Source organism: Ruegeria sp. F11 (genome assembly GCF_056533855.1).
Map to the genome: position 1 here is coordinate 41,407 of NZ_JBQFOW010000002.1, position 22,472 is coordinate 63,878.

Consider the following 22,472-nt stretch of genomic DNA (forward strand, 5'->3'; position numbering starts at 1 on the left):
CTGTCACCAAAGCGCAGTTGAAAACGCCCTGCAATTGACGCAGGGTCAGGCAAAACAGACAGGGAGAGAGTGATCATGCGTACCCGTGCCGCCGTCGCCGTTCAGGCGGGCAAACCTTTGGAAGTGATGGAGGTGAACCTCGAAGGCCCCAAAGCGGGTGAGGTTCTGGTGGAAATCAAGGCCACCGGCATCTGCCATACGGACGAATTCACCCTGTCAGGTGCCGACCCCGAGGGTCTGTTCCCCGCCATTCTGGGCCATGAAGGCGCGGGCGTGGTGGTTGAGGTCGGCCCCGGCGTGACCAGCCTGAAACCGGGCGATCACGTGATCCCGCTCTACACGCCGGAATGTCGCGAGTGCGAATATTGTCTGCACCCCAAGACCAACCTGTGTCAGGCGATCCGCACCACACAAGGGCAGGGGCTGATGCCGGACGGAACCTCGCGGTTCTCGACGCTGGATGGCGATCCGATCCTGCACTACATGGGCTGCTCGACCTTCTCGAACCACACGGTTCTGCCCGAGATTGCGCTGGCCAAGGTGCGTGAGGACGCGCCCTTCGACAAGATCTGCTATATCGGCTGCGGCGTGACCACCGGTATCGGAGCCGTCATCAACACCGCCAAGGTCGAAATCGGCAGCCGTGCCATCGTGTTCGGTCTGGGCGGCATCGGTTTGAACGTGATCCAAGGCCTGCGTCTGGCCGGGGCCGACCAGATTGTCGGCGTCGACCTGAACCCCGCCAAGGTCGAGATGGCGACCAAGTTCGGCATGACCGATTTCGTGAACCCCAAAGAGGTCGAGGGCGATCTGGTCCCTTACCTGGTCGACCTGACCAAGGGCGGCGCGGATTACACCTTTGACGCCACCGGCAATGTGGGCGTGATGCGCGATGCGCTTGAATCGGCGCACAAGGGCTGGGGTGAATCGATCATCATCGGAGTGGCCCCTGCCGGGGCCGAAATCTCGACCCGTCCGTTCCAGCTGGTCACCGGCCGGTCCTGGCGCGGTACGGCCTTTGGCGGCGCGCGTGGCCGGACCGATGTGCCCAAGATCGTCGACTGGTACATGGAAGGGAAGATCGAGATCGACCCGATGATCACCCACACCATGGGTCTGGACGACATCAACCACGGCTTCGATCTGATGCATAAGGGTGAGAGCATCCGGTCTGTGGTTGTTTACTAAGAAATCTAAAATAAGTTGTGTGGGCGGGCTTTTGCTCGCCCTTTTCGTTGTTACATTCCTCTTCGAGAATAAAACTCATAGTTGAGGGATCGAATTGACCTTAAAGACTACGGATCGCCTTGCGGTTCTGATTGATGCGGACAATGTGCCGGCAAAATACGCGGCGGAAATTTTTGAAGAAGTTGCGACCTTGGGCGAGGCAAGCCTACGCCGTATTTACGGGGATTTTTCGAATGGCGCGCCGCAGGGGTGGGATGCCAAATCTCTGGCCAAGTATGCCATTGTCGCGCATCAGCAGTTTGCCAATACGACGGGCAAGAATTCCAGCGACATTGCCCTGGTTATTGATGCGATGGATATTCTGCATTCCGGACGATTCAGCGGTTTTGTTCTGGTGTCCTCGGACAGCGATTTTACCCGTCTGGCAAACCGCATTCGCGAACAGGGGCTCGACGTGTTTGGAATTGGCGAGCGCAAGGCACCGGAATCGCTGGTCGCAGCCTGCAATCGCTTCATTTACATCGAAAACATAAAGCGGACGCCGGTACCCGCCTTGACCGTCGTTAAAGGTGGCGATGTCAAAGAAAAGCAGAGCCTAAATCATGCATTTCAACTGCTTAGAAATGTGGTCAACACAACAAACGACCCCGATGGGTGGGCTACGCTGGCCTTTGTTGAACGGCAATTGGGTAAGATTTACCCAGACTTTGATCCGCGCAGCTACGGCTACAGCAAACTGAGCGACCTGGTGCGAGGTCTTGGCCGCTTCGACGAGGCGGATGTTCACGGCAACTTCCGGATGCGGTGTTCAGAGAAGTAATCTGCGCATCACTTCCCCGGCCGCGTCGCCCCCGTGTCCGACCGCGGGGATCGCACCCGTAGGACCGGGGTGTTGGCCGAGGCGTTTGTCCGGCTCTCGCGCCAGACCACGAACACGCCCGAGGCGATGATGATGCTGGCTCCGACGGCGACCCAGCCGTCGGGGTTTTCGCCGAAAAAGACCATGCCGAACAGGGTGGCCCAGATGATCTGGCTGTACTGGCTGGGGGCGACGACCCCGGCGGGCGCGGCGCGGTAGGCCATAATGATCAGGTGCTGGGCGATGACCGAGAACACGCCCACCAGCGCCATCATCCCCAGATGCGGCAGGGATGGCGGCTGATAGACCGCCGGTTGCGCCACACTCATGGCGGCGATGGCCAGCAGCATCGGGTAGAGGATCAGCACAGCGGATCGTTCCTCATTCCCGATCTTGCGCACCAGAACAGACCCAAACGCACTGCAAAACGCCGCCGTCAGGGCCGCAAGGTGGCCGAGGGTGATGTCTGTCGCGCCGGGGCGAAGGACGATCAGCACGCCGATCAGGCCGACACCCACGGCGGCCCAGCGTTGGGCGCGCACGACCTCACCCAAAATCGGGATCGACAGGACCGTGACGATCAGCGGGAACGAGAACAGCAGCGAATAGACCTCGGCCAGCGGCAGCACCGAGAAGGCGTAGAACACGCAGACCATCGACGTCACCAGCAGGGCTGAACGCAGCAGCACCAGCCAAGGGTGGCGGGGCAGGAAATTCCCGGTGGTCCGGTCGGTCAGGATAGTCACCGTCATCGGCACAAAGGAAAACAGCGTCGCGAAAAAGATGATCTGCATCACCGAATAAGTCCCGCCCAGCACCTTGATCAGCGCGTCATGGCTGGCGAAGACCGCGAATCCCAGAAACGCGAAACCAAGTCCCCGGAGCGTGGTGTTTTGAGTGCTCATCGATATGGCCTCGGGCGATGTCGGTGTGGTGGGTATGGGCCGTCGCAGCGGCGTCTTGCTCTGACTACCCCCATTTTGGCAGGGCGCATAGCCCCTATTTTACCGCTAACATCGCAAAGCGGCCATGTGATGCGGTCAACGCAGGATCGGCGGCGCATCCTTGGGCTGGCGCGCCGATTGCACGCCTGCCTTCATTCCCACGCCAATGCGCCGGGCCAGAGCGACCCACGGGGTTGCGGTGTCCGGGGGCAGGGTCTGGGTGGCGACCTCTTCGAACAGGTCCAGCCAATGGGCGAAGAATTCCGGTTTGACGTCGGGCCGTTCGATATGAACCCGCTGCGGATTACCGTCATAGCTGCGCTCATACAGGATGGCGTTGCGCCAGAATGCGGCGATCTTGGCCTCATGCGCAGGCCAGTCATGCACGTGTTTGTTGAAGACCGGCCCCAGGACGGTATCCTCGCGCACGCGGGCGTAAAAGGCGCGGACCTGCGCGTTGATCTGCGCGGGCGTGGCGGGGAAGCGCGGGGGCAGTGCGGGTCTGGTCATGAACGTTCCGAATGTGACTTTGTTCAGCGGTCATATCCGGTTTCGGCGTCAGGCAGCAGGCGTGGTTTTGTCGCGCGGCTCGGGTGTCAGGATATGCCGCAACAGGGCCACCGGATGCGCCCGCAGGCTGAGGCGGGTGGCCACGTAATCCTCGACCACCTGCTCGCCCAGCGTCATCTGCGGCAGATGGGCTTCGGGTTCATCCAGCGCCTCGCCCTCCAGATCCTGCGAGAACAGGGGCAAGGGTTCGGCGGTTGCAATCGCCTTGGCTTGCCACAACGCCTCGCGCCGGGTCAGGTCGCAGGCGGCGAAGGCATCGGCCTCGGCCAGCCGTTCGATCACCGACGGCCCCAGCCCCGCGCGCCGCCAGACATCATCGACCTGATGGTAGCCGTTGCCGCGCGCCGCCGTTAACCAACTGGCGTCCTCCTCGCTCAGCCCCTTGATCTGGCGGAACCCCAGCCGCAGGGCCAGCCCACCGCGCCCGTCGGGTTCCATCACATTGTCCCAGAAGCTGGCATTGATGCAGACCGGCCGCACCTGCACCCCGTGTTCGCGCGCATCGCGCACGATTTGGGCGGGGGCATAAAACCCCATCGGCTGCGAATTCAGCAGGGCGCAGGCAAAGATCCCCGGATGGTGGCATTTGATCCAAGCCGAGGCATAGACCAACAGCGCAAAGCTGGCCGCATGACTTTCGGGGAAGCCATAGGATCCGAACCCCTCAATCTGCGAGAAACAGCGCTCGGCAAAGTCATCTTCATAGCCGTTGTTTTTCATGCCGCGTAAAAAGAGCGCGCGGAATTCGCTGACATTGCCGTGCTTCTTGAAGGTCGCCAGTGACCGTCGCAGCCGATCCGCCTGTTCCGGGGTGAAACCCGCCCCCACGATGGCGATCTGCATCGCCTGTTCCTGAAACAGCGGCACGCCCAGCGTTTTGCCCAGCACCTCGCCCAGCGCGTCCGAGGGGAAGCTGACTTCCTCCTGGCCGTTCCGCCGCCGGATGTAAGGATGCACCATGTCGCCCTGAATCGGGCCGGGGCGGATGATGGCGACCTCGATCACCAGATCATAGAAGGTGCGCGGTTTCATCCGGGGCAGAAAGTTCATCTGCGCACGTGATTCCACCTGAAACACGCCGATAGAGTCCGCCTTGCAGAGCATGTCATAGACCACCGGATCCTCGGGCGGCAGGGTCGCCAGCGTATAGCCGGTACGGTGGTGCTGCTGGATCAGATCGAAGGCCTTGCGGATGCAGGTCAGCATCCCGAGGCTAAGCACATCGACCTTGAGGATGCCCAGCGAGTCGATGTCGTCCTTGTCCCAGCAGATGACTGTGCGGCCCTCCATCGTGGCGTTTTCGATGGGGACCAGCTCGTCCAGACGTCCCTCGGTGATGATGAAACCGCCGACATGCTGGGACAGGTGGCGGGGGAAGCCGTCGATCTCATAAACCAGCATTAGGGTCTGTTTCAGGCGGCGATCTTCCGGGTCGAGGCCAATCTCGCGCATCCGCTGCGCTTCGAGCCCGCCGGCTGAGAAGAACCCCCAAAGCTGGGAACTGAGCCCCGAAATCGTATCCTCGGTCAGGCCCATGGCGCGGCCAACCTCGCGGATGGCGCGCTTGCCGCGGTAATGCACGACCGTGGCGCAGAGGCCCGCGCGTTCGCGGCCATAGCGGTCATAGATGTGCTGGATCACCTCTTCGCGGCGTTCATGCTCGAAATCGACGTCTATGTCTGGCGGCTCGTCGCGGGCTTCCGAGACGAAGCGTTCGAACACCATGGTGCCCATCTCGGGGCTGACCTCGGTGATGCCGAGGCAGAAGCAGACCACCGAATTGGCCGCCGAACCGCGCCCCTGACACAGGATATCGCGTGAGCGGGCGAAATGGACGATGTCGCGGACGGTCAGGAAATAGGGTTCGTATTTCAGCTTGCCGATCAGGGTGAGTTCATGGGCGAGCATCTGTTTCGCCTTTTCGGGCGCGCCCGCCGGATAGCGCCAGTTCAACCCCTCATGCGCCAGCCGGTGCAGGCGCTGGGTCGGGGTTTCCTGTTCGCTGCCTTCGTTGGGGTATTCGTAGCGCAACTCGTCCAGCGAGAATGCCAGGTCTTCGCTGAGCGCATGTGCGCGTGCGACGGCCCCTTCATGACCCTTGAACAGGCGCAGCATCTCGGGTTCCGAGCGCAGGCGTTGTTCGCCATTGGCCAGCGCGTCGCGGCCCAGATCGTCAACCTTGCGGCGCAGGCGGATGGCGGTCAGCACATCACCCAGTTTACGGCGGGTGCCGTGATGCATCATCGGTGCGGCGCTGGCGAGGGTGGGGATGCTGAGGTGCTTTGATTCAGTCTCTAATTCATTGAAATACGCGCTGTCGGCCCCATCGTACCGGGGATGCATCAGCAGATGCATCCGCCCAGCAAAGCGGCGCGTCAGCTGTTGTGCCTGTGTCCGCCAAGGGCTCGCGCCGCCCTGCAAACAACTCGCCTGTGGCCAAAGGAGCAAGTGGAGACCATCCGCGAATTCCAGCAGGTCAGACAGGTGAAGGATGCAGTCGCCCTTTTCGGCCCGCAGGCGACCCCGGGAGAGGATACGACACAGGTTGCCCCAGCCTTGCCGGTTCAGGGGTAGGGCGGTGACGGTGGGTGCGTCGGTAAAGATCAGCCGCGCCGCCGGGATCAGGCGGGGCACCGCGTGGACGGGGTATGAGAGCGGTTTCGGGATGTGATCGGGGCAGGGCGGGCCGATGGAGGTGTTCTGCGCCTCCCACTCCAGTCGTTCACGCACCTTGCGAGCGATCTCGCGCCCTTGAGTATGCGCACGCACGATCCCAGCAACCGAGTTGTCATCGGCAATCGCGATGGCAGGCAGGCCCAGGGTGACGGCACGCTCCATATACTCCTCGGGGTGCGAGGCCCCGGTGAGGAAGGTGAAATTCGACGTGATCGACAGTTCGGCATACATGGCGATTCCATATTATATTCACGTTTTGTTCTTTTTCCGAGTCCTTTGCGCAGGAAACGGGTCGCTTGTGGCTGGTCAGGCAGGCAGGGTCAGGAAAAAGGAGACCCGAGATGTTCAAGATCACCGCCTTACCCACACCCGAAGTCCGCGCCCTTCAAGCCGGAGGGCCGGACGCCTATGGCGCCACGCCCGAACGTGCCGTTTCGACGGGCGCTGGCAACCCCTGCCGTCACTGTCTGCAGAATATTCCGGAAGGCGAAGAGATGCTGATATTGGCTCATCGCCCTTTTTCAGAGACACATCCTTATGCCGAAACAGGGCCGATTTTCCTGTGTGCAGCCCCATGCGAGCGGTATGAGGGCGCGGTTTTGCCCGAGATTTTGACCACCTCTCCGGACTATCTGATCAAGGGGTACGGGGCGGATGACCGCATCGTCTATGGCACCGGGGCGATCACGCCCACGGATCAGATCGGCGCGGCGGTGAAGGACATCTTCGCCCGCCCGGACATCGCCTATATCCATGTGCGATCAGCGCGGAACAATTGCTATCAGGCGCGGATCGACCGGGCTTAAAGCTTGACCCGGTGCATGCCCCGGCGCGGCTGATCCTGATCATCCGCCGGGGTATCGTCTTCGCGCGATGAGGTCAGGGCGAGGAACACATCTTCAAGATCGGCCTCTTCGGTGCGCACATCGCGGATGCGGATGCCCACGGCCCGGACCGCCTCCAGCACCTGCTCGGCACTGGTCTGGGCGCTGCGGTACTGCAGCACAAGGCTGCCATCGTCGCGCAGAGTGGCTTCGACACCGTCAGCCACCGGCAAATTGGCCAAGGGGCTGTCGGGGATGATCACCATGGTGCGGCTGTCCATCCGGCCCAGCAGGTTGGCGGTGCTGTCCTGCGCGATCTTTTCGCCGTGGTTGATGATCGCGATCTCGTCGCACATCTCTTGCGCTTCTTCCAGATAATGGGTGGTCAGGATGATGGTCATGCCCTGTTCATTCAGCTTGCGCACATTGGTCCAGAGCATCTGACGCAGCTCGATATCCACGCCTGCGGTGGGCTCGTCCAGCACCAGGACCTTGGGATGATGCACCAGCGCCTTGGCCAGCAACAGCCGCCGCCGCATCCCGCCCGAGAGTGTACGGGCATAAGCCTCGGCTTTGTCGCTTAGGCCCACCAGGTCCAGAATCTGGTCGCTGCGGCGCTGGGCCTTGGGTACACCATACAGGCCCGCCTGCACCTCCAACGCGCCGCGCGGGGTGAAAAACGGGTCGAGGTTCAGTTCCTGCGGCATCACTCCGATGGCGGCGCGCGACTGGCGCGGGTGCTGGTCCTGATCGAAGCCCCAGATCGACACGGACCCGGCCGATTTCACCACCAGACCGGCCAGAATGTTGATCAGGGTCGATTTCCCGGCCCCGTTCGGCCCCAGAAGCCCAAAGACCGAGCCGCGCGGCACCGTCAGGTCAATCCCCTTGAGCGCCTGTTTTTCGGGTTGGCCCTTGCCGCCGCGATAGGTCTTGCGCAGCCCTTCGATCCTGATTGCCGCATCGCTCATGTGGCTCTTGCCCCCGGTTTGCTCATCGCTCATAAACGCACCTATTACATGCCCGCGAGGCCGACAACCGAAGAAGGACCGCCAGCCGTGACCATCGAAGCGCCGGAAACCAGGATCGTCGAAACCACCCGTGTTGCCTGTGACGGCGGCGAAGGTGCGTTGGGTCACCCGCGCGTGTGGCTGCAGATCCCGGAAGATACCGGTTGGGTCGAATGCCCCTATTGCGACTGCAAATATGTTCTGAAGGGCACCGAGGCGCAAAGCTGACGTCGTCTGTTCGATGCAAAACGAAGGCATGATGCCATTTGCAACAGGGCTTTTGCAGCTTTCAGATCAGGATCTGGTCGCAAGCGGTGGCCACCGGAACGTCTACGCTTGCCCGGATCAGCCAGAACTGTTGATCAAGGTGACACGGCCCCGCAAACGCCCGAACCGATCCTTCACCAAGCGGCTGATCCGGCGCATTTTGCCGGATTCGGTGTACCGCAATGCCCTGAAAGAGATCGAGTGCGAGTTGAAAGCGGCGCTGAAAATCGGGGCCGATATTGCACAACTGCCCTTGGCGCGATCCTTCGGCGTGGTACAGACCAATGTCGGGCCAGGCGTGGTTGTGGAACGGATACAATCCGATGATGGGCAGCTTGCCGACCATCTTGCAGCCCTGTGCGAACAGGGTGGGCTGAACAATGACGCTCTGAACGACCTCAACAGCTTTGTTCAAAGGCTGTTTCAGCTTCAGATCGTCGGGCGCGATATTCACGAGACCAATATCGTCTACGGGCGTCGAGGTCCCATCCGGATGTTCTTTCTGATCGACGGGTACGGAGAGCGCAATCTGGTGCCCCTGCGCACCCTCAGCCGCAGGCTGAACGACCGGTCGCTGAACAAACAGATGCAGCGTATTGCCGAAAAGACCGGGTTGATCTGGGACAGAACGCTTAGGGTTTTTAACACTACCTGAGGGAACCTGATCCGATGCCTCAGTCTCGCCCAGTTTCGGTGATATCCGGGCGACGGACCGAGGGAGTGCGATGACAGACGCAACAGCAACACACATTAACAGCCCGGTTTTCGGCTGGATCGGGTTCTGCGCCGGTGCTGCCGCGCTTTTTGCCGCGCTGTTTGTGTTCTGGGCCGGACCCTTCGCGCCGCAGCAATCAACCGGCGTGTCGCTGGGCGAGCTTGCCGCTGAGATCGGCAAATCCACGTTGCGCGCGGCAGCAGGCATGGAACAGCCCGCGCCTGTTGCCCAGACCCGCGATCTGGACGATTTTCTGCAGATCGGGGTCGCCATGCTGGGCGGAGCGGCGATTGTACTGTCGGTCATCGGTATCCTGCGCCACGAACAGATGCGCCCAGCGATTGCGGGTGTTGCCATCGGCGTGGGCGCGATCCTGTTTCAGTTCTTTGCCATGGCCTTTTTCGCCTTTTTGGGCGTGCTCGTGATCATGGCGTTGCTGAACAGTTTTTCCGACTTTTTCTCGGGGCTGTTCGGCGGCTAGGCCTTTTCCGACGCTGCAATCGCCCGATGGCCTGCCTTGTAGACGGAGGCCGCGTCGCGGGTTAGGGTCGCAGTGCGACATATTTTTAACGATGATTTTGGAGACAAGTGTAATGAAGCGACTTCTCGGCGCAGCTTTTGGCGTTTTCCTTGCAACCGCGGCCTATTCTCAACAGATCGTTCCGCCCACCGGCCCGGTTATCACCGATACCGGCTGTCTGGTTAAGGGGCTGAACCCAAATGGCGACGGGTTTCTGGCGCTCAGAACCGGGCCGGGCTCGAACTACCAGCAGATCGGCAGCCTGCGGAATGGCGACGCGGCCTATATCCGGTCCTGCAATGGCAAGTGGTGCTATGTGGAAAACGGCGCGATCAACAATGTTGAATCGGTGTTTCGGGGCTGGATTCACACGGGCTGGTGCGAGTTTTATCCGTAAGGCTGCCGGAATGCGCGGCCTGGCCTGATCGGCGCGTTCTCCTACTGGTATCCATCTGCGTTCCGTGGCAGGACGGATGGGCAAACACAGGGGAGCGCGCGCATGAGTGGGTTTGGAAAAGGCTGTCACCTGCACCTGATCGACGGATCGGCCTTTATCTTCAGGGCTTATCACGCCCTGCCCCCCCTGACGCGGAAATCTGACGGGTTGCCGATTGGCGCGGTGTCCGGGTTCTGCAACATGCTGCAGAAATATGTCGAAGGGAATGCCGGGCCCGACGCGCCGACCCATGTGGCGGTGATCTTCGACAAGGGCTCACACACCTTCCGCAACGACCTTTATGACCTTTACAAAGCCAACCGCGAGGCGATGCCCGAGGACCTGCGCCCGCAGATGCCCTTGACCCGCGAGGCGACGAAAGCGTTCAACATCGCCTGCAAGGAGCTGGAGGGGTATGAGGCCGACGACATCATCGCAACCCTCGCCGTTCAGGCGCGCGAGGCCGGTGGCCGCGTGACCATCGTCAGTTCCGACAAGGACCTGATGCAACTGGTCGGCGACGGCGTCGAGATGCTGGACGCGATGAAGAACAAGCGCATTGACCGCGATGGCGTGGTCGAGAAATTTGGGGTTGGTCCGGAACGGGTCGTCGATGTTCAGGCGCTGGCGGGGGACTCGGTGGACAATGTGCCGGGCGCGCCGGGGATCGGGATCAAGACCGCCGCCTTGCTTATCAACGAATATGGTGATCTGGAAACGCTGCTGGACCGCGCCGAAGAGATCAAGCAGCCCAAGCGCCGTCAGACCCTGATCGAAAAACGGGATCAGATCGAGCTGTCGAAGAAGCTGGTGCAACTGGACGAACAGACGCCTCTGGACTTCACGCTGGATGATCTTGAGGTGCGCGACCCCGAACCAGATACCCTGCTGGCGTTTCTGGCCGAGATGGAGTTCCGCACCCTCACCAAGCGCATCGCGGATAAGCTGGGGGCCGAAGCCCCGGTCATTGCCGATGCGCCTGCGCCGGCGGATGAGCCGCAGGCCGAGGATATTCCGTTTGACGCTGAAAAGTATGAATGCGTGCGGGATGCGGATGCGCTGCAGAAATGGATCGACCGAGCCTATGAGCGCGGCTGGATTGCCGTCGATACCGAGACCACCGGCCTGAACGAAATGATCGCCGATCTGGTGGGAATTTCGCTGTGTGTCGAGGCGGGCGAGGCCTGCTATATCCCGCTGACCCATCGCGAAAGCGCAACCGTTGATCTGTTCGGCTCGGACGCGCTGGCCGAGGGGCAGATGCCTCTGAATGAGGCTCTAAATCTGCTGAAACCCTTGTTCCAGGACCCGTCGATTCTGAAGATCGGGCAGAACATGAAATACGATGCCAAGATTTTCGCGCGTTATGGCATCGACGTGGCCCCCATCGATGACACAATGCTGATGTCCTACGCGATGCATGGCGGCGAGCATGGGCATGGGATGGATACCCTGTCCGAGCGGTACCTCAGCCACACGCCGATCCCGATCAAACCGCTGCTGGGCTCGGGCAAATCGGCAATCACCTTTGACAAGGTGCCGATAGACGAGGCCACGGCTTATGCCGCCGAGGATGCAGATATCACGCTGCGTCTTTGGAAGCTGTTCAAACCGCAATTGCATCAGGTGCAGGTGACGACGGTCTATGAGACGCTGGAACGGCCCTTGGTGCCGGTGTTGGCCGAGATGGAGATGCATGGCATCAAGGTCGACCGCGATGTCCTGTCTCGAATGTCCAACGCCTTTGCGCAGAAAATGGCAGGGTTAGAGGCTGAAATCCACGAACTGGCTGGCGAGAATTTCAATGTCGGCTCCCCCGCACAACTGGGCGAGATTCTGTTCGACAAGATGGGGCTTGAGGGCGGCAAGAAGGGCAAGACCGGCAAGTATTCGACCGGGGCTGACATTCTGGAAGACCTCGCCACCGAACATGAACTGCCCCGCCGGGTCCTGGACTGGCGGCAGCTCAGCAAGCTGAAATCGACCTACACGGACGCGCTGCAGACCCATATCAACCCGGATACAGGCCGGGTACATACGTCTTATTCGATCACCGGCGCGAACACGGGGCGTCTGGCCTCGACCGATCCGAACCTGCAGAACATCCCGGTGCGGACCGAGGAAGGCCGGCGCATTCGCGAGGCGTTTATTGCCGAGCCGGGGAATGTGCTGGTCAGCCTCGACTACAGTCAGATCGAGCTGCGGATTCTGGCCCATATCGCGGATATTTCGACCCTGAAACAGGCGTTTTCCGATGGTTTGGACATTCACGCCATGACCGCGTCCGAGATGTTCGACGTACCGCTGGACGAGATGACGCCAGACATCAGGCGACAGGCTAAAGCGATCAACTTTGGCGTGATCTACGGCATCTCGGGCTTTGGTCTGGCGCGCAACCTGCGCATCCCTCGGGCTGAGGCACAGGGCTTCATTGACCGCTATTTCGAACGCTTCCCGGGAATCCGAACGTATATGGACGACACAATCGCCTTTGCGAAAGAGAACGGATACGTGCAAACCCTGTTCGGTCGCAAAATCCATACGCCCGAAATCAACGCGAAAGGACCCCATGCCGGGTTCTCACGCCGGGCGGCGATCAACGCGCCAATCCAAGGCACGGCGGCGGATGTGATCCTGCGCGCCATGGTCCGGATGCCGGGGGCGATCAACGGGCTGCCAGCCAAGATGCTGCTGCAGGTGCATGACGAATTGCTGTTCGAAGTGGCCGAGGATGCGGTGGATCAGGTGATCGACGTGGCGCGCGACGTGATGGAGAGCGCATCCGATCCGGCGGTGAAGCTGGATGTGAAGCTGAGCGTGGATGCAGGCCAAGGTGCGAACTGGGCCGAGGCCCATTAAGACGCTGCTCATCAGGCCCGGCGGGCCCTCTTCGCAGCGGGTCAGTCCGACGGCCTGACCATGCGGTTGACCAGCCGTTGCACGGTGGGCCCGAACAGAAGGATCACGATGAACGCAATGGGCCAGCAGAACGCCCAGGACGCCATCCAGTCAGCCAATGTACCGGGGCCAAAGCCGATGGCCTTCACCGTCGCGATGCCGGTCACGATACAGGACATCAGGCCCGACATGATCAGGCTGAACACGGCGCGGGCGTAACGGGCTGGGAACATAAAGTGCATCCTTCACACAGGGACGTCTTCATCTGCGGGATTTTTGCCAAAAAGGCCAGCATTCAGACACGCATCCAGCCAAAACTGTCATGGGTACGGGCTGTTGAGGGTGTGTATTCGGCGCTGACCCAGCCGGAATAGCCCGCATTTTCGAAGGCCGAGAACAGCGAGGCGAAATCCGTTGGCCCGCGACCGGGTTCGGATCGGTCCGGGGCGGCTCCGATCTGGGCGTGGACGACCCTTGGGTGGAAACGGTGCCAAATCTCCAGCGCGTCGCCGTGGATCATATGGGCGTGGAAGCTGTCGTATTGCAGGCCGACATTGGGGCGATCGACTTGGTCCATAACCTCGGCCGCCAGATCATAGTCATTCAGAAAGTAGTCGGGTTGTGAGACCGGGTTGAGCGGTTCAATGGTGAACTGCTGCTGCGGCGCAGTGTCGGCAGCCCATTGCAGGTTCTCGATGAAACTGGCCATGGCCTGCGGCCCCGCAGCATAGCCGGACATGATGTGGATCAGCCTTGGGCGCAGCACCCCGGCATAGCGCAGAACCCGGCGGATGTCGGACCGAAACCGATCCTCGCTGCCCGGAATGGCGGCATAGCCCGGCTGGCCGCCGGTATAGTTGGGCGGCGGGGCATTGATCAGAATCAGTTCGAGCCCATTGGCAATAAGCGCGCGGCGCGTTTCCTTGGCGGCCAGATCGTAGGGGAACAGGATCTCGACGGCCTCAAAACCGGCCTCGGCAGCGGCGGCAAAACGGTCGAGATAGGGCAGCTCGGTAAAGAGCAGCGAAAGATTGGCGGCAAATCTGGGCATGAGCGGTCCCGGTCTTCTGGTGAAGGAAGCTTAGCGGGCAGGCCAGATTCAGGAAAGGGACTGAAAACGACAGATTGTCGAAAATCGGCCAGATCGCCTTGTGCGGATCAGACAGCATCGGGCCACTGCGGCGAATCATTTTAACGACGCCGTGCCAACAAAAGGTTTGATCCCGATGGCTCTGAGCCCTGACCCCGTGCGCGGCACCGTTGTTGCTGTGCCCTATGGACCTGGTTCCGCCCTGACCGGCAACGGTCTGGCGGTGGCCTCGATGCTGGCATGGGCGGCCGGGTTTCCGGCGGCTGAGGTTTTGCTGCAAACCTGGCCTCCGGTCGCGCTGCTGCTGGCCCGTGTGGGGCTGGCCGTTGTCATTCTGGTGCCACTCTGGCTGCTGGTCGATGGACCAGCAAAGGTCTTGCGCGCCCGCTGGGGGCACGCGCTGTTTGTTGGCGGAGTTGGGTTTGGGATTGGGATGTTCCTGATTATTCTGGCGCAAAAGCTAACCGATCCGGTGACGGTGGCCATCATCGCCTCTTGCGCGCCGCTGGTGGCCACATTGCTGGAACTGATGGCCCGCACCCGCCGGTTGCAGTGGAACTTTGCGCTGGGCGTTGTGGTTTCCATTGTTGGCGGGTTGATTGCCACCAGTGCTGTTGCGCCTGCACAGCTTGGCTTGGGGGCGGCCTGCGCAATTGCCTCGACGGGGTTATTCTGCTGGGCCAGCATGGCCACGGCCCGCGATTTCCCGGAACTTAGCCAGATCGGGCGGGCAACGATCACCTTCATTGGCGGTTTTGTGATGGCGGGGCTTCTGGTCCTGATCGCGGGCCAGATGGGGATGGACGTTATGCCATCAGCGCCCATCGACGGCTCGCAGATGGGTATGCTGGCGATCTATGCGCTGATCGCCATGGCGCTGAGCCAGGTTCTGTTCATCGCCTCGGTCGGCAAGCTGGGGGTGGCGCTGGCCTCGTTCCACATCAATGTGGCGCCGTTTTACGTGATGGTAATCATGGTTATGCTGGGGGAGGAATGGAACTGGACCCGGGCGCTGGGCGCGGCGATTGTCGCCCTGGCCGTGGTGGTAGCGCAGGACCGGAAATTGTCACAGCCCGCTTAGCGCCTCAGCCGAAATCAACGGAAAGAACTGCCCGCCCGACCAGACGCCGAACCAGCCATCATGTTCGGTGCCGATATCGACAAGGCGGTAGAAGCTTTTGCGGTCGATGCGCGCCTCAAGGTTGGCGCGTATCAATATATAGGGCGCAGGCTCGTCTGTTTCGGGATGGGTGACAATGCGGATGGGGTGATCCGGTCCGGCATCAGCGGTGTCGCCCACATGGGTCGTAAAAGTCAGGGTCTGTCCCTCACCACCCCCATCCCGGTCGAAATCCACCGCCACAAACGGCGCGTCCTCGACAGTGATTCCCACCTTTTCGACCGGCGTAACCAGAAAGAACTTGCCGTCTTCTTTCTTAAGAATTGAGGAAAAAAGCTTCACCAGCTCGAACCTGTTGATGGGCGAGCCTAAATAACTCCATGTGCCATCTTTTGCGATCCGGATGTCCAGATCGCCGCAAAACGGAGGATTCCACAGGTGAACAGGGGGCAAACCTCGTGTTTTGGCGGCTTTGACTGATGCGGCCAGACCATCAGGCGAAGGTTTCACAGGTTTTTGTCCGCTCATTGCTTTTGCCATTTCCTCTCAGCGCGATACACTTCAAACATAATAGTCCACGGAAGGGAAAGTCATGACCGAACCCGCCGACCTCGTGTCCGAGATCGAAGCGCTGGAAAACAAGCTGCAAGAGGCCAAGACCTCGATCACCCGTCGCTTTATCGGGCAGGAGCGGGTTGTCGATCTGACCCTGACCGCGCTTTTGTGCGGCGGGCACGCGTTGCTGATCGGTCTGCCCGGTCTGGGCAAGACGCGTCTGGTGGAAACGCTGTCGACGGTGATGGGGCTGCATGGCAACCGCATCCAGTTCACGCCCGACCTGATGCCTGCCGATATTCTGGGGTCCGAGGTTCTGGATACTGCCGATGATGGCAGCCGCCATTTCCGCTTCATCTCCGGCCCGATCTTCTGTCAGTTGCTGATGGCGGATGAGATCAACCGCGCCAGCCCGCGCACACAATCGGCGCTGCTGCAGGCGATGCAGGAACGCACCGTGACTGTGGCGGGCGAGGATCGCTCGCTGGGTGTGCCGTTCCACGTGTTGGCGACGCAAAATCCGATCGAACAAGAGGGCACCTATCCGCTGCCCGAGGCGCAGCTGGACCGCTTTCTGGTGCAGGTCGATGTGGAATACCCCGACCGCCAGACCGAACGGGACATTCTGCTGGCCACGACCGGGGTCGAGGAAGAAGACGCCCACCAGATTTTCACCAAAGAGGAATTGCTGGACGCGCAGGTGCTGCTGCGGCGCATGCCGGTGGGCGAGTCGGTGGTCGAACTGATCCTTGATCTGGTTCGCGCCTTCCGCCCGGAAGAGGCAGGTGTGTCCGAACGTGTGGCCGAAACCGTGGCCTGGGGCCCTGGCCCCCGCGCGGCGCAGGCGCTGATGATGACGGTGCGGGCGCGTGCGATGTTGCAGGGGAGGCTGGCCCCCAATGCCGAGGATGTGCTGGACATGGCGCGTCCAGTGCTCAGCCACCGGATGGCGCTGAACTTCGCGGCGCGGGCGCGCGGCGACAGCCTGTCTGATCTAATCGAATCCACCGCCGCCGGTCTGATCCGCACCGAGGCTGCGGCGTGAATGCGGCGCTGACCCTTCGCGAACGGTCCGAGGCCGAGGCGTCCCGGCTGCCGCCCCTATTGGCGCGCGCCGAACATCTGGCCGGTACAGTGCTGCTGGGCGATCACGGACGGCGGCGTTCGGGGATGGGCGATGATTTCTGGCAATACCGCCCCGCTCAGATCGGCGACAGCCGCCGGATGATAGACCACCGCCGCTCGGCGCGAGGGGATCAGCAATTTGTGCGCGAGCGCGAATGGCAGATCGCGCAATCCATCATGCTGTGGGTCGATCAGGGCGCATCGATGCGCTTTGCCTCGGACAAAAGCTTGCCGACCAAGGCGGATCGCGCCCGGTTGCTGGGGCTGGCCACCGCCATCCTGCTGGTGCGCGGCGGTGAGCGCGTTGGGCTGACCGGCACGACCCTGCCGCCCCGGCGCGGCAATGCACAGATCATCCGGCTGGCGCAGGCCTGGTCCGAAGATGTTCAGGCGGACTACGCCCCGCCTGAACATCGCGCGATGATCCCACATGCGCGGGCGGTTTTCATCTCGGATTTCCTCGGCCCGATGGATGAGGTCGAACTGGCGCTGACCAAGGCCGCGGACCGGGGCGTGCGCGGCGTGATCTTGCAAGTGCTGGACCCCAGAGAAGAAGGTTTCCCCTATCGCGGGCGCACAATTTTCGAAAGCGTTGGCGGCACCCTGCGGCACGAAACCCTAAAGGCCGGTGAATTGCGCGCGCGGTATCTGGATCGCCTTGCGGAACGCAAAGACGCGCTGACTCAACTCTGCCGCGCGACCGGCTGGCGGTTGGGCTTGCACCACACTGGCGACAGCGCGCAGGCGGCTCTGTTGTGGCTCTATCGCGCGCTGGACGGGGGTACGCGATGACGGTTCTGGCGGGCATCGGCTTTACCGCGCCGTGGGTGCTGCTGGGTCTGCTGACCCTGCCGATCCTGTGGCTGATCCTGCGCGCGGTGCCACCCGCCCCGATCCGCAGGTTGTTCCCGGCGGTAACATTGCTGCTGGGGCTGAAGGACGACGAAAGCGTCTCGGACCGCACACCGTGGTGGCTGCTGCTGCTGCGCATGCTGGCGGCAGCGGCGATCATTATCGGGCTGGCGGGGCCGGTCCTGAACCCCTCGCGCGATCAGACCGGATCGGGGCCATTGCTGCTGGTGCTGGATGCCAGCTGGGCCGGGGCCACTCGGTGGTCGGCGACCTTGGATCAGATCGACGCGCAACTGACCGAGGCTGGCCGGGCGGGTCGCCCGGTGTCGATCCTGCGCCTGACCGAGCCGGAAACGCCGGTGTTTCAGGCGGCGGAGGCATGGCGCAGCCGTCTGCCGGGCCTGACCCCGAACCCGTGGCAACCGACCGAGGCGCAGGTCGCGCAGGTGCTGACCGTATTGGACGAGGTCGATGGCGGGTTCGATACCCATTGGTTCAGCGACCGGCTAAGTTTTGACGGGCATGACCGGTTGGTTTCAGCCCTGCAATCGCGCGGTGGCGTGACGGTGTATCGTGCGCCCTCGGCCGCATTGGCGGTGTTGCCCGCCGTGTATCAGGACGGGGTCATCCGGCTGACGGTTCTGCGCGCCGAACCGGGGCCGATGGATACCATTACCCTTTTGGCGCAGGGCCGCGACCCGGCAGGCACGGCGCGTGTGCTGCAATCGGCCGAGGTGAGTTTCGAGGCAGGCGCGACCGAGGCGCAGATCGACCTTGCCCTGCCCTCGGAACTGCGCGCCCGGATCACCCGGTTCGAGATCAGCGGCCAGCGCTCTGCCGGGGCAGTGACCTTGACCGATGACAGCCTGCGGCGGCGCGAGGTTGCGCTGATCGCGGGGACCCTGAACCGCGAAGGCTTGGAACTGTTGTCGCCGCTGCACTACCTGACGCAGGTCCTGATCCCCACGGCGGATTTTGTCGAAGGCGGGTTGCTGGACGTGCTGCCCGCGAACCCGGATGTGATCGTTCTGTCCGATGTGGCCCAGATGTCCGACACCGAAGAGGCCGGGCTGATCGAATGGGTCGAACAGGGCGGTCTGCTGCTGCGCTTCGCCGGTCCGCGCATGGCCGCCAGCGATCTGGGCCGCGACGAGGAAGACACGCTTTTGCCCGCCCGCCTGCGCACCGGAGGCCGAACGGTCGGCGGCGCGATGAGCTGGGGTGAGGCAAAGACGCTTGCACCCTTCCCCGAGACCTCTCCTTTCTATGGCTTGCAGATCCCGGATGATGTTGTGGTGTCCACGCAGGTTATGGCGCAACCAGACCCTAATCTGGCGGATCGGGTGATTGCGTCGCTGTCCGATGGCACCCCTCTGGTCACGCGCAAGGCGCTGGGGCTGGGGCAGGTGGTGCTGTTCCATGTCACAGCGGATGCGGAATGGTCCAGCCTGCCGCTGTCAGGGCTGTTCGTCGAAATGCTGGACCGGCTGGCCGTGGCCTCTGCCGCGAAATCCCGGCAGGTGGCACAGTTGCAGGGCACCACATGGGAGCCGGTGCAGATCATGGACGGGTTCGGCACCCTGTCCGATGCGGGCAATCTGGCCGGCGTGGATGGCGTGGAACTGGTGTCCGGCCAGCTTGGGCCGGACCTGCGACCGGGCCTCTATGAAAGCGGCAAGCAGAAACTGGCGCTGAATGTCCTGGCTGAGGATGCGGTGCTGCAACCGGCGGTCTGGCCTTCGGACGTGCCGATCAAGGGGCAGGAGGTCACGACCGAAACGCCCTTGGGTGGTATCCTTCTAAGTCTGGCGCTGATCCTGTTGACAGTGGATGTGATCGCCTCGCTGGTTCTGTCCGGACGGCTGGGTCTGGCGCGCGCGGCGGCGGTGGCTTTGGGTGCTGTGATGCTGGCGCCCGAGGCGCAGGCGCAAACGCCGGATGAGACAGATTTTGCACTCGCGGCAACGCATGAGCTGGTTCTGGCCCATGTGCTGACCGGCGACGCGCAGGTGGACGACATCGCGCAGGCCGGGCTGCGCGGGCTGGCGCAGACGCTGTTTTACCGCACCTCGGTCGAACCCGCCGACCCCATCGGCGTCGATCTGGAACGTGACGAGTTGGCATTCTTCCCGCTGCTTTATTGGCCAATCACCCCGGATCAGCCTCAACCCTCGTCCGAGGCTTATGCCAAGCTGAACGCCTATCTGCGCTCGGGCGGGATGATCCTGTTCGACACGCGTGATGCGGATATCGCCGGGTTCGGGGCCTCCAGCCCCAATGGGCGGAAGTTGCAGCAACTGGCAGCACCGCTGAATATCCCTGCGTTAGAGCCGATTCCGCGCGATCACGTGCTGACCCGCACCTTCTACCTGCTGCAGGATTTCCCGGGCCGGTACGCGGGCACCGAGGTCTGGGTCGAAGCCGCGCCGATGGATGCGGAACAGATCGAAGGGATGCCGTTTCGAAACCTCAACGACAACGTGACGCCGGTGGTGATCGGCGGCAATGACTGGGCCGGCGCCTGGGCTGTGGACCGCAACGGGCAGGCGCTGCTGCCGGTCGGACGCGGCTATGCCGGTGAACGCCAGCGCGAACTGGCGAACCGCTTTGGCGTCAATCTGGTGATGCATGTGCTGACCGGGAATTACAAATCCGATCAGGTGCACGTGCCCGCCCTTCTGGACAGGTTGGGACAATGACAGGAACCGTCATCTTTGACCCGCTGATCCCATGGCCCGTGCTGGCCATCGTGGCGGCCATTGCGGTCGCTGGCATAATTCTGGCCCTGTGGCGCGGCTTGTCCGGCTGGGCCTTACGCGGGCTGGCGGTGCTGGTCGTGATCGCCGCCCTGACCGGCCCGGTCTATCAGGTCGAAGACCGCGCGCCGCTGACCGACATCGTCCTGATGATCGAGGATGAAAGCGCCAGCCAAACGCTGGCCGACCGCGCCGATCAGACGGCTGAAGCCGCCGAGGCTTTGGCCGCTGAAATCGAATCCCGCGACAACACCGAACTGCGCCGCATCCGCGTTGGCGACAGCGACGGGGATGAAGGCACGCAGGTCATGGCCGCGCTGAACGCCGCACTGGCCGAAGAACCCCGTGCACGCATCGCGGGTATTCTCGTGGTCTCGGACGGCATCGTGCATGATGTCGATCAGGCCCCCGACCTGCCCGCGCCGATGCATCTGCTGCAGACCGGGCGCGACAGCGATTGGGACCGCCGCCTGATCGTGCGCAACGCCCCGGCCTTTGCCATTATCGGCGAGCCGGTGACGCTGACCCTGCGCGTCGAGGACAGCGGGGCCGCCCCGGCCGGGGCTACAACCGCGCCGCTGGAAATCTCGGTCGACGGGGGTGAGCCCGACCAATTCAGCATCCCCATCGGGCTGGATGTCGAATTGCCGATCACACTGCCCCATGGCGGGCGCAACGTGATCCAGTTCTCGGTGCCGCAGGCCGAGGGTGAGCTGACCGACCGCAACAACACCGCGCTGATCCAGATGAACGGGGTCCGCGACCGATTGCGCGTGCTGCTGGTCTCGGGCGAGCCGCATCCGGGCGGGCGGACATGGCGCAATCTGCTGAAATCCGACAGTTCTGTCGATTTGGTGCATTTCACCATCCTGCGGCCACCGGAAAAGCAGGACGGTGTGCCGGTGGACGAACTGTCGCTGATCGCCTTCCCAACGCGCGAGTTGTTTCTGGAAAAGATCAACGATTTCGACCTGATCATCTTTGACCGCTACAAACGCCGCGGCATCCTGCCCGCGATCTATCTGGACAACGTCACCAACTATATCAACGACGGCGGGGCCGTGCTGATCGCCGCCGGGCCCGATTTCGCGACGGCGGACAGTATCTTCCGCTCGCCTCTGGCCCCGATCCTGCCCGCCCAGCCTTCGGCGCGGGTGATCGAAGAACGCTATGTGCCGATGGTCAGTGACCTCGGCCATCGCCATCCGGTGACGACCAATCTGGGCGATTCCGAGGATTGGGGCGCGTGGCTGCGGCAGGTCGACGTGAAACATCGCTCGGGCGAGGTTCTGATGACGGGGGTTGACGAGCGCCCGCTGTTGGTTCTGGACCGCGTGGGTCAGGGGCGCGTCGCCATGCTGGCCTCGGATCATGCATGGCTATGGAGCCGGGGGTTTGAGGGCGGCGGGCCACAACTGGAACTGCTACGCCGTCTGGCCCATTGGATGATGAAAGAGCCCGAGTTAGAGGAAGAGGCGCTGTGGGCCGACGCCAACGGCCAGTCCATGCGCATCATCCGCCAGACCCTTGAGGATGAGGTCGGCCCCGTGACAATCACCCGTCCGAACGGCGAAACGCTTGAGGTGACGCTGGATGAGGTCTCGCCGGGCCGGTTCGAAGCGCAGTATTTCGGCCCCGAGATCGGCCTCTATCGCCTGCAAGAGGGCGACCATTTGGCGGTGATCGGCCTCGGCCCTGCAGCCCCTAGGGAATTTGAGCGCACCATTGCGACGGGAGAGGTTCTGGAACCGGTTCTGGCCGCGATGCGCGGCGGTGTCATTCGGCTGGAGGACGGGTTGCCGTCGATCCGCAACGTCCGCGCCGGGCGACCCGCGGCGGGGCGCGGCTGGATCGGCCTGACGCCGCGCAACGCTTATGAGACGCGCGATGTCACGCAGGCCGGGCTGTTGCCGCCCTGGCTGGTCCTGCTGCTGGCGGGTGGCTTCCTGCTGGGCGGCTGGCTGCGAGAGGGGCGTCGCTAGGGCGCTTTGCGTTTGATGTGAATCGAAATGCGCTGCCTCTGCCTTCGGTCGACCGCGCCTTTCGATAGGCTGGCTCAAATAAAAC

20 protein-coding genes are annotated in these 22,472 nt (G+C 62.4%); 13 read left to right on the plus strand and 7 right to left on the minus strand.

Annotation, left to right across the window (positions count from 1 at the left end; translation table 11 throughout):
- Positions 1-75 precede the first annotated feature (75 nt).
- Positions 76-1,188 carry an S-(hydroxymethyl)glutathione dehydrogenase/class III alcohol dehydrogenase gene (locus ACR0NJ_RS02745; RefSeq protein ID WP_480815601.1) on the plus strand — a complete coding sequence of 371 codons (1,113 nt, stop codon included), beginning with the start codon at positions 76-78 and terminating at the stop codon, positions 1,186-1,188.
- A gap of 94 nt (positions 1,189-1,282) precedes the next feature.
- On the plus strand, positions 1,283-2,008 hold the full coding sequence (locus tag ACR0NJ_RS02750) for an NYN domain-containing protein (RefSeq protein ID WP_480815602.1): 726 nt from the start codon (positions 1,283-1,285) through the stop codon (positions 2,006-2,008).
- Positions 2,009-2,016: 8 nt separating this feature from the next.
- Here the strand turns inward: ACR0NJ_RS02750 and ACR0NJ_RS02755 are convergent, their stop codons facing one another.
- The 3 genes from ACR0NJ_RS02755 to ACR0NJ_RS02765 form a co-directional block, all read right to left on the minus strand.
- Positions 2,017-2,952 carry a DMT family transporter gene (locus ACR0NJ_RS02755; protein ID WP_480815603.1) on the minus strand — a complete coding sequence of 312 codons (936 nt, stop codon included), beginning with the start codon at positions 2,950-2,952 and terminating at the stop codon, positions 2,017-2,019.
- Positions 2,953-3,087: 135 nt separating this feature from the next.
- A complete protein-coding gene (locus ACR0NJ_RS02760) occupies positions 3,088-3,501 on the minus strand; it encodes a group III truncated hemoglobin (protein WP_480815604.1) in 414 nt (137 codons plus the stop codon).
- A 48-nt stretch (positions 3,502-3,549) separates the two neighbouring features.
- Positions 3,550-6,468: an error-prone DNA polymerase gene (locus tag ACR0NJ_RS02765; protein ID WP_480815605.1), complete on the minus strand. Its 2,919-nt coding sequence runs from the start codon at positions 6,466-6,468 to the stop codon at positions 3,550-3,552.
- Between the two features lie 110 nt (positions 6,469-6,578).
- On the opposite strand from ACR0NJ_RS02765, the gene ACR0NJ_RS02770 reads away from it, so the two are divergent.
- Complete coding sequence (locus ACR0NJ_RS02770) at positions 6,579-7,043, plus strand: DUF1203 domain-containing protein (protein ID WP_480815606.1); 465 nt, start codon at positions 6,579-6,581, stop codon at positions 7,041-7,043.
- Here ACR0NJ_RS02770 and ACR0NJ_RS02775 read toward each other — a convergent pair.
- Positions 7,040-8,032 carry an ABC transporter ATP-binding protein gene (locus ACR0NJ_RS02775; protein ID WP_480815936.1) on the minus strand — a complete coding sequence of 331 codons (993 nt, stop codon included), beginning with the start codon at positions 8,030-8,032 and terminating at the stop codon, positions 7,040-7,042. The genes ACR0NJ_RS02770 and ACR0NJ_RS02775 overlap by 4 nt on opposite strands.
- Positions 8,033-8,119: 87 nt before the next feature.
- Between ACR0NJ_RS02775 and ACR0NJ_RS02780 the strand changes: the two genes are divergently transcribed.
- From ACR0NJ_RS02780 to polA, 5 genes are all read left to right on the plus strand, one after another.
- The gene (locus ACR0NJ_RS02780; protein ID WP_480815607.1) at positions 8,120-8,299 is read left to right on the plus strand and encodes a zinc-finger domain-containing protein; all 180 of its coding nucleotides are present in this window, start codon (positions 8,120-8,122) and stop codon (positions 8,297-8,299) included.
- A gap of 31 nt (positions 8,300-8,330) precedes the next feature.
- Positions 8,331-8,993 (plus strand): YrbL family protein, encoded by a 663-nt coding sequence (locus ACR0NJ_RS02785; protein ID WP_480815608.1) that lies wholly within the window; start codon positions 8,331-8,333, stop codon positions 8,991-8,993.
- Between the two features lie 70 nt (positions 8,994-9,063).
- Complete coding sequence (locus tag ACR0NJ_RS02790) at positions 9,064-9,534, plus strand: hypothetical protein (RefSeq protein WP_480815609.1); 471 nt, start codon at positions 9,064-9,066, stop codon at positions 9,532-9,534.
- Between the two features lie 112 nt (positions 9,535-9,646).
- Positions 9,647-9,970, plus strand: a complete 324-nt coding sequence (locus ACR0NJ_RS02795) for an SH3 domain-containing protein (RefSeq protein ID WP_480815610.1) — start codon at positions 9,647-9,649, stop codon at positions 9,968-9,970.
- A gap of 102 nt (positions 9,971-10,072) precedes the next feature.
- Complete coding sequence (gene polA / locus ACR0NJ_RS02800; RefSeq protein WP_480815611.1) at positions 10,073-12,868, plus strand: DNA polymerase I; 2,796 nt, start codon at positions 10,073-10,075, stop codon at positions 12,866-12,868.
- 41 nt (positions 12,869-12,909) lie between these two features.
- Here the strand turns inward: polA and ACR0NJ_RS02805 are convergent, their stop codons facing one another.
- Entirely contained in the window at positions 12,910-13,140 is a 231-nt protein-coding gene (locus ACR0NJ_RS02805) for a DUF2798 domain-containing protein (RefSeq protein WP_480815612.1), read from the minus strand.
- Between the two features lie 62 nt (positions 13,141-13,202).
- Positions 13,203-13,958, minus strand: coding sequence for a hydroxypyruvate isomerase family protein (locus ACR0NJ_RS02810; RefSeq protein WP_480815613.1), 756 nt, complete (start codon positions 13,956-13,958; stop codon positions 13,203-13,205).
- A 175-nt stretch (positions 13,959-14,133) separates the two neighbouring features.
- On the opposite strand from ACR0NJ_RS02810, the gene ACR0NJ_RS02815 reads away from it, so the two are divergent.
- The gene (locus ACR0NJ_RS02815; RefSeq protein ID WP_480815614.1) at positions 14,134-15,078 is read left to right on the plus strand and encodes a DMT family transporter; all 945 of its coding nucleotides are present in this window, start codon (positions 14,134-14,136) and stop codon (positions 15,076-15,078) included.
- Here ACR0NJ_RS02815 and ACR0NJ_RS02820 read toward each other — a convergent pair.
- Positions 15,064-15,657 (minus strand): DUF1285 domain-containing protein, encoded by a 594-nt coding sequence (locus ACR0NJ_RS02820; protein ID WP_480815615.1) that lies wholly within the window; start codon positions 15,655-15,657, stop codon positions 15,064-15,066. The genes ACR0NJ_RS02815 and ACR0NJ_RS02820 overlap by 15 nt on opposite strands.
- Before the next feature lie 52 nt (positions 15,658-15,709).
- On the opposite strand from ACR0NJ_RS02820, the gene ACR0NJ_RS02825 reads away from it, so the two are divergent.
- From ACR0NJ_RS02825 to ACR0NJ_RS02840, 4 genes are read left to right on the plus strand one after another with little or no spacing between them, the layout of a single operon-like run.
- Positions 15,710-16,717: an AAA family ATPase gene (locus tag ACR0NJ_RS02825; RefSeq protein WP_480815616.1), complete on the plus strand. Its 1,008-nt coding sequence runs from the start codon at positions 15,710-15,712 to the stop codon at positions 16,715-16,717.
- Entirely contained in the window at positions 16,714-17,589 is an 876-nt protein-coding gene (locus ACR0NJ_RS02830) for a DUF58 domain-containing protein (protein WP_480815617.1), read from the plus strand. Before ACR0NJ_RS02825 ends, ACR0NJ_RS02830 begins: the two co-directional genes overlap by 4 nt.
- Positions 17,586-20,348: a DUF4159 domain-containing protein gene (locus tag ACR0NJ_RS02835; protein ID WP_480815618.1), complete on the plus strand. Its 2,763-nt coding sequence runs from the start codon at positions 17,586-17,588 to the stop codon at positions 20,346-20,348. The genes ACR0NJ_RS02830 and ACR0NJ_RS02835 overlap by 4 nt, the downstream gene beginning before the upstream one ends.
- Positions 20,345-22,387 carry a hypothetical protein gene (locus tag ACR0NJ_RS02840; protein WP_480815619.1) on the plus strand — a complete coding sequence of 681 codons (2,043 nt, stop codon included), beginning with the start codon at positions 20,345-20,347 and terminating at the stop codon, positions 22,385-22,387. Before ACR0NJ_RS02835 ends, ACR0NJ_RS02840 begins: the two co-directional genes overlap by 4 nt.
- Positions 22,388-22,472: the final 85 nt, after the last annotated feature.

Bases quoted from the DNA above. Each gene is read 5' to 3' on its own strand.
- ACR0NJ_RS02745 (WP_480815601.1), top strand. From the start codon at position 76: ATGCGTACCCGTGCCGCCGTCGCCGTTCAGGCGGGCAAACCTTTGGAA.
- ACR0NJ_RS02755 (WP_480815603.1), bottom strand. From the start codon at position 2,952: ATGAGCACTCAAAACACCACGCTCCGGGGACTTGGTTTCGCGTTTCTG.
- ACR0NJ_RS02760 (WP_480815604.1), bottom strand. From the start codon at position 3,501: ATGACCAGACCCGCACTGCCCCCGCGCTTCCCCGCCACGCCCGCGCAG.
- ACR0NJ_RS02765 (WP_480815605.1), bottom strand. From the start codon at position 6,468: ATGTATGCCGAACTGTCGATCACGTCGAATTTCACCTTCCTCACCGGG.
- ACR0NJ_RS02770 (WP_480815606.1), top strand. From the start codon at position 6,579: ATGTTCAAGATCACCGCCTTACCCACACCCGAAGTCCGCGCCCTTCAA.
- ACR0NJ_RS02775 (WP_480815936.1), bottom strand. From the start codon at position 8,032: ATGAGCGATGCGGCAATCAGGATCGAAGGGCTGCGCAAGACCTATCGC.
- ACR0NJ_RS02785 (WP_480815608.1), top strand. From the start codon at position 8,331: ATGCCATTTGCAACAGGGCTTTTGCAGCTTTCAGATCAGGATCTGGTC.
- ACR0NJ_RS02790 (WP_480815609.1), top strand. From the start codon at position 9,064: ATGACAGACGCAACAGCAACACACATTAACAGCCCGGTTTTCGGCTGG.
- ACR0NJ_RS02795 (WP_480815610.1), top strand. From the start codon at position 9,647: ATGAAGCGACTTCTCGGCGCAGCTTTTGGCGTTTTCCTTGCAACCGCG.
- polA (WP_480815611.1), top strand. From the start codon at position 10,073: ATGAGTGGGTTTGGAAAAGGCTGTCACCTGCACCTGATCGACGGATCG.
- ACR0NJ_RS02805 (WP_480815612.1), bottom strand. From the start codon at position 13,140: ATGTTCCCAGCCCGTTACGCCCGCGCCGTGTTCAGCCTGATCATGTCG.
- ACR0NJ_RS02810 (WP_480815613.1), bottom strand. From the start codon at position 13,958: ATGCCCAGATTTGCCGCCAATCTTTCGCTGCTCTTTACCGAGCTGCCC.
- ACR0NJ_RS02815 (WP_480815614.1), top strand. From the start codon at position 14,134: ATGGCTCTGAGCCCTGACCCCGTGCGCGGCACCGTTGTTGCTGTGCCC.
- ACR0NJ_RS02820 (WP_480815615.1), bottom strand. From the start codon at position 15,657: ATGGCAAAAGCAATGAGCGGACAAAAACCTGTGAAACCTTCGCCTGAT.
- ACR0NJ_RS02825 (WP_480815616.1), top strand. From the start codon at position 15,710: ATGACCGAACCCGCCGACCTCGTGTCCGAGATCGAAGCGCTGGAAAAC.
- ACR0NJ_RS02835 (WP_480815618.1), top strand. From the start codon at position 17,586: ATGACGGTTCTGGCGGGCATCGGCTTTACCGCGCCGTGGGTGCTGCTG.
- ACR0NJ_RS02840 (WP_480815619.1), top strand. From the start codon at position 20,345: ATGACAGGAACCGTCATCTTTGACCCGCTGATCCCATGGCCCGTGCTG.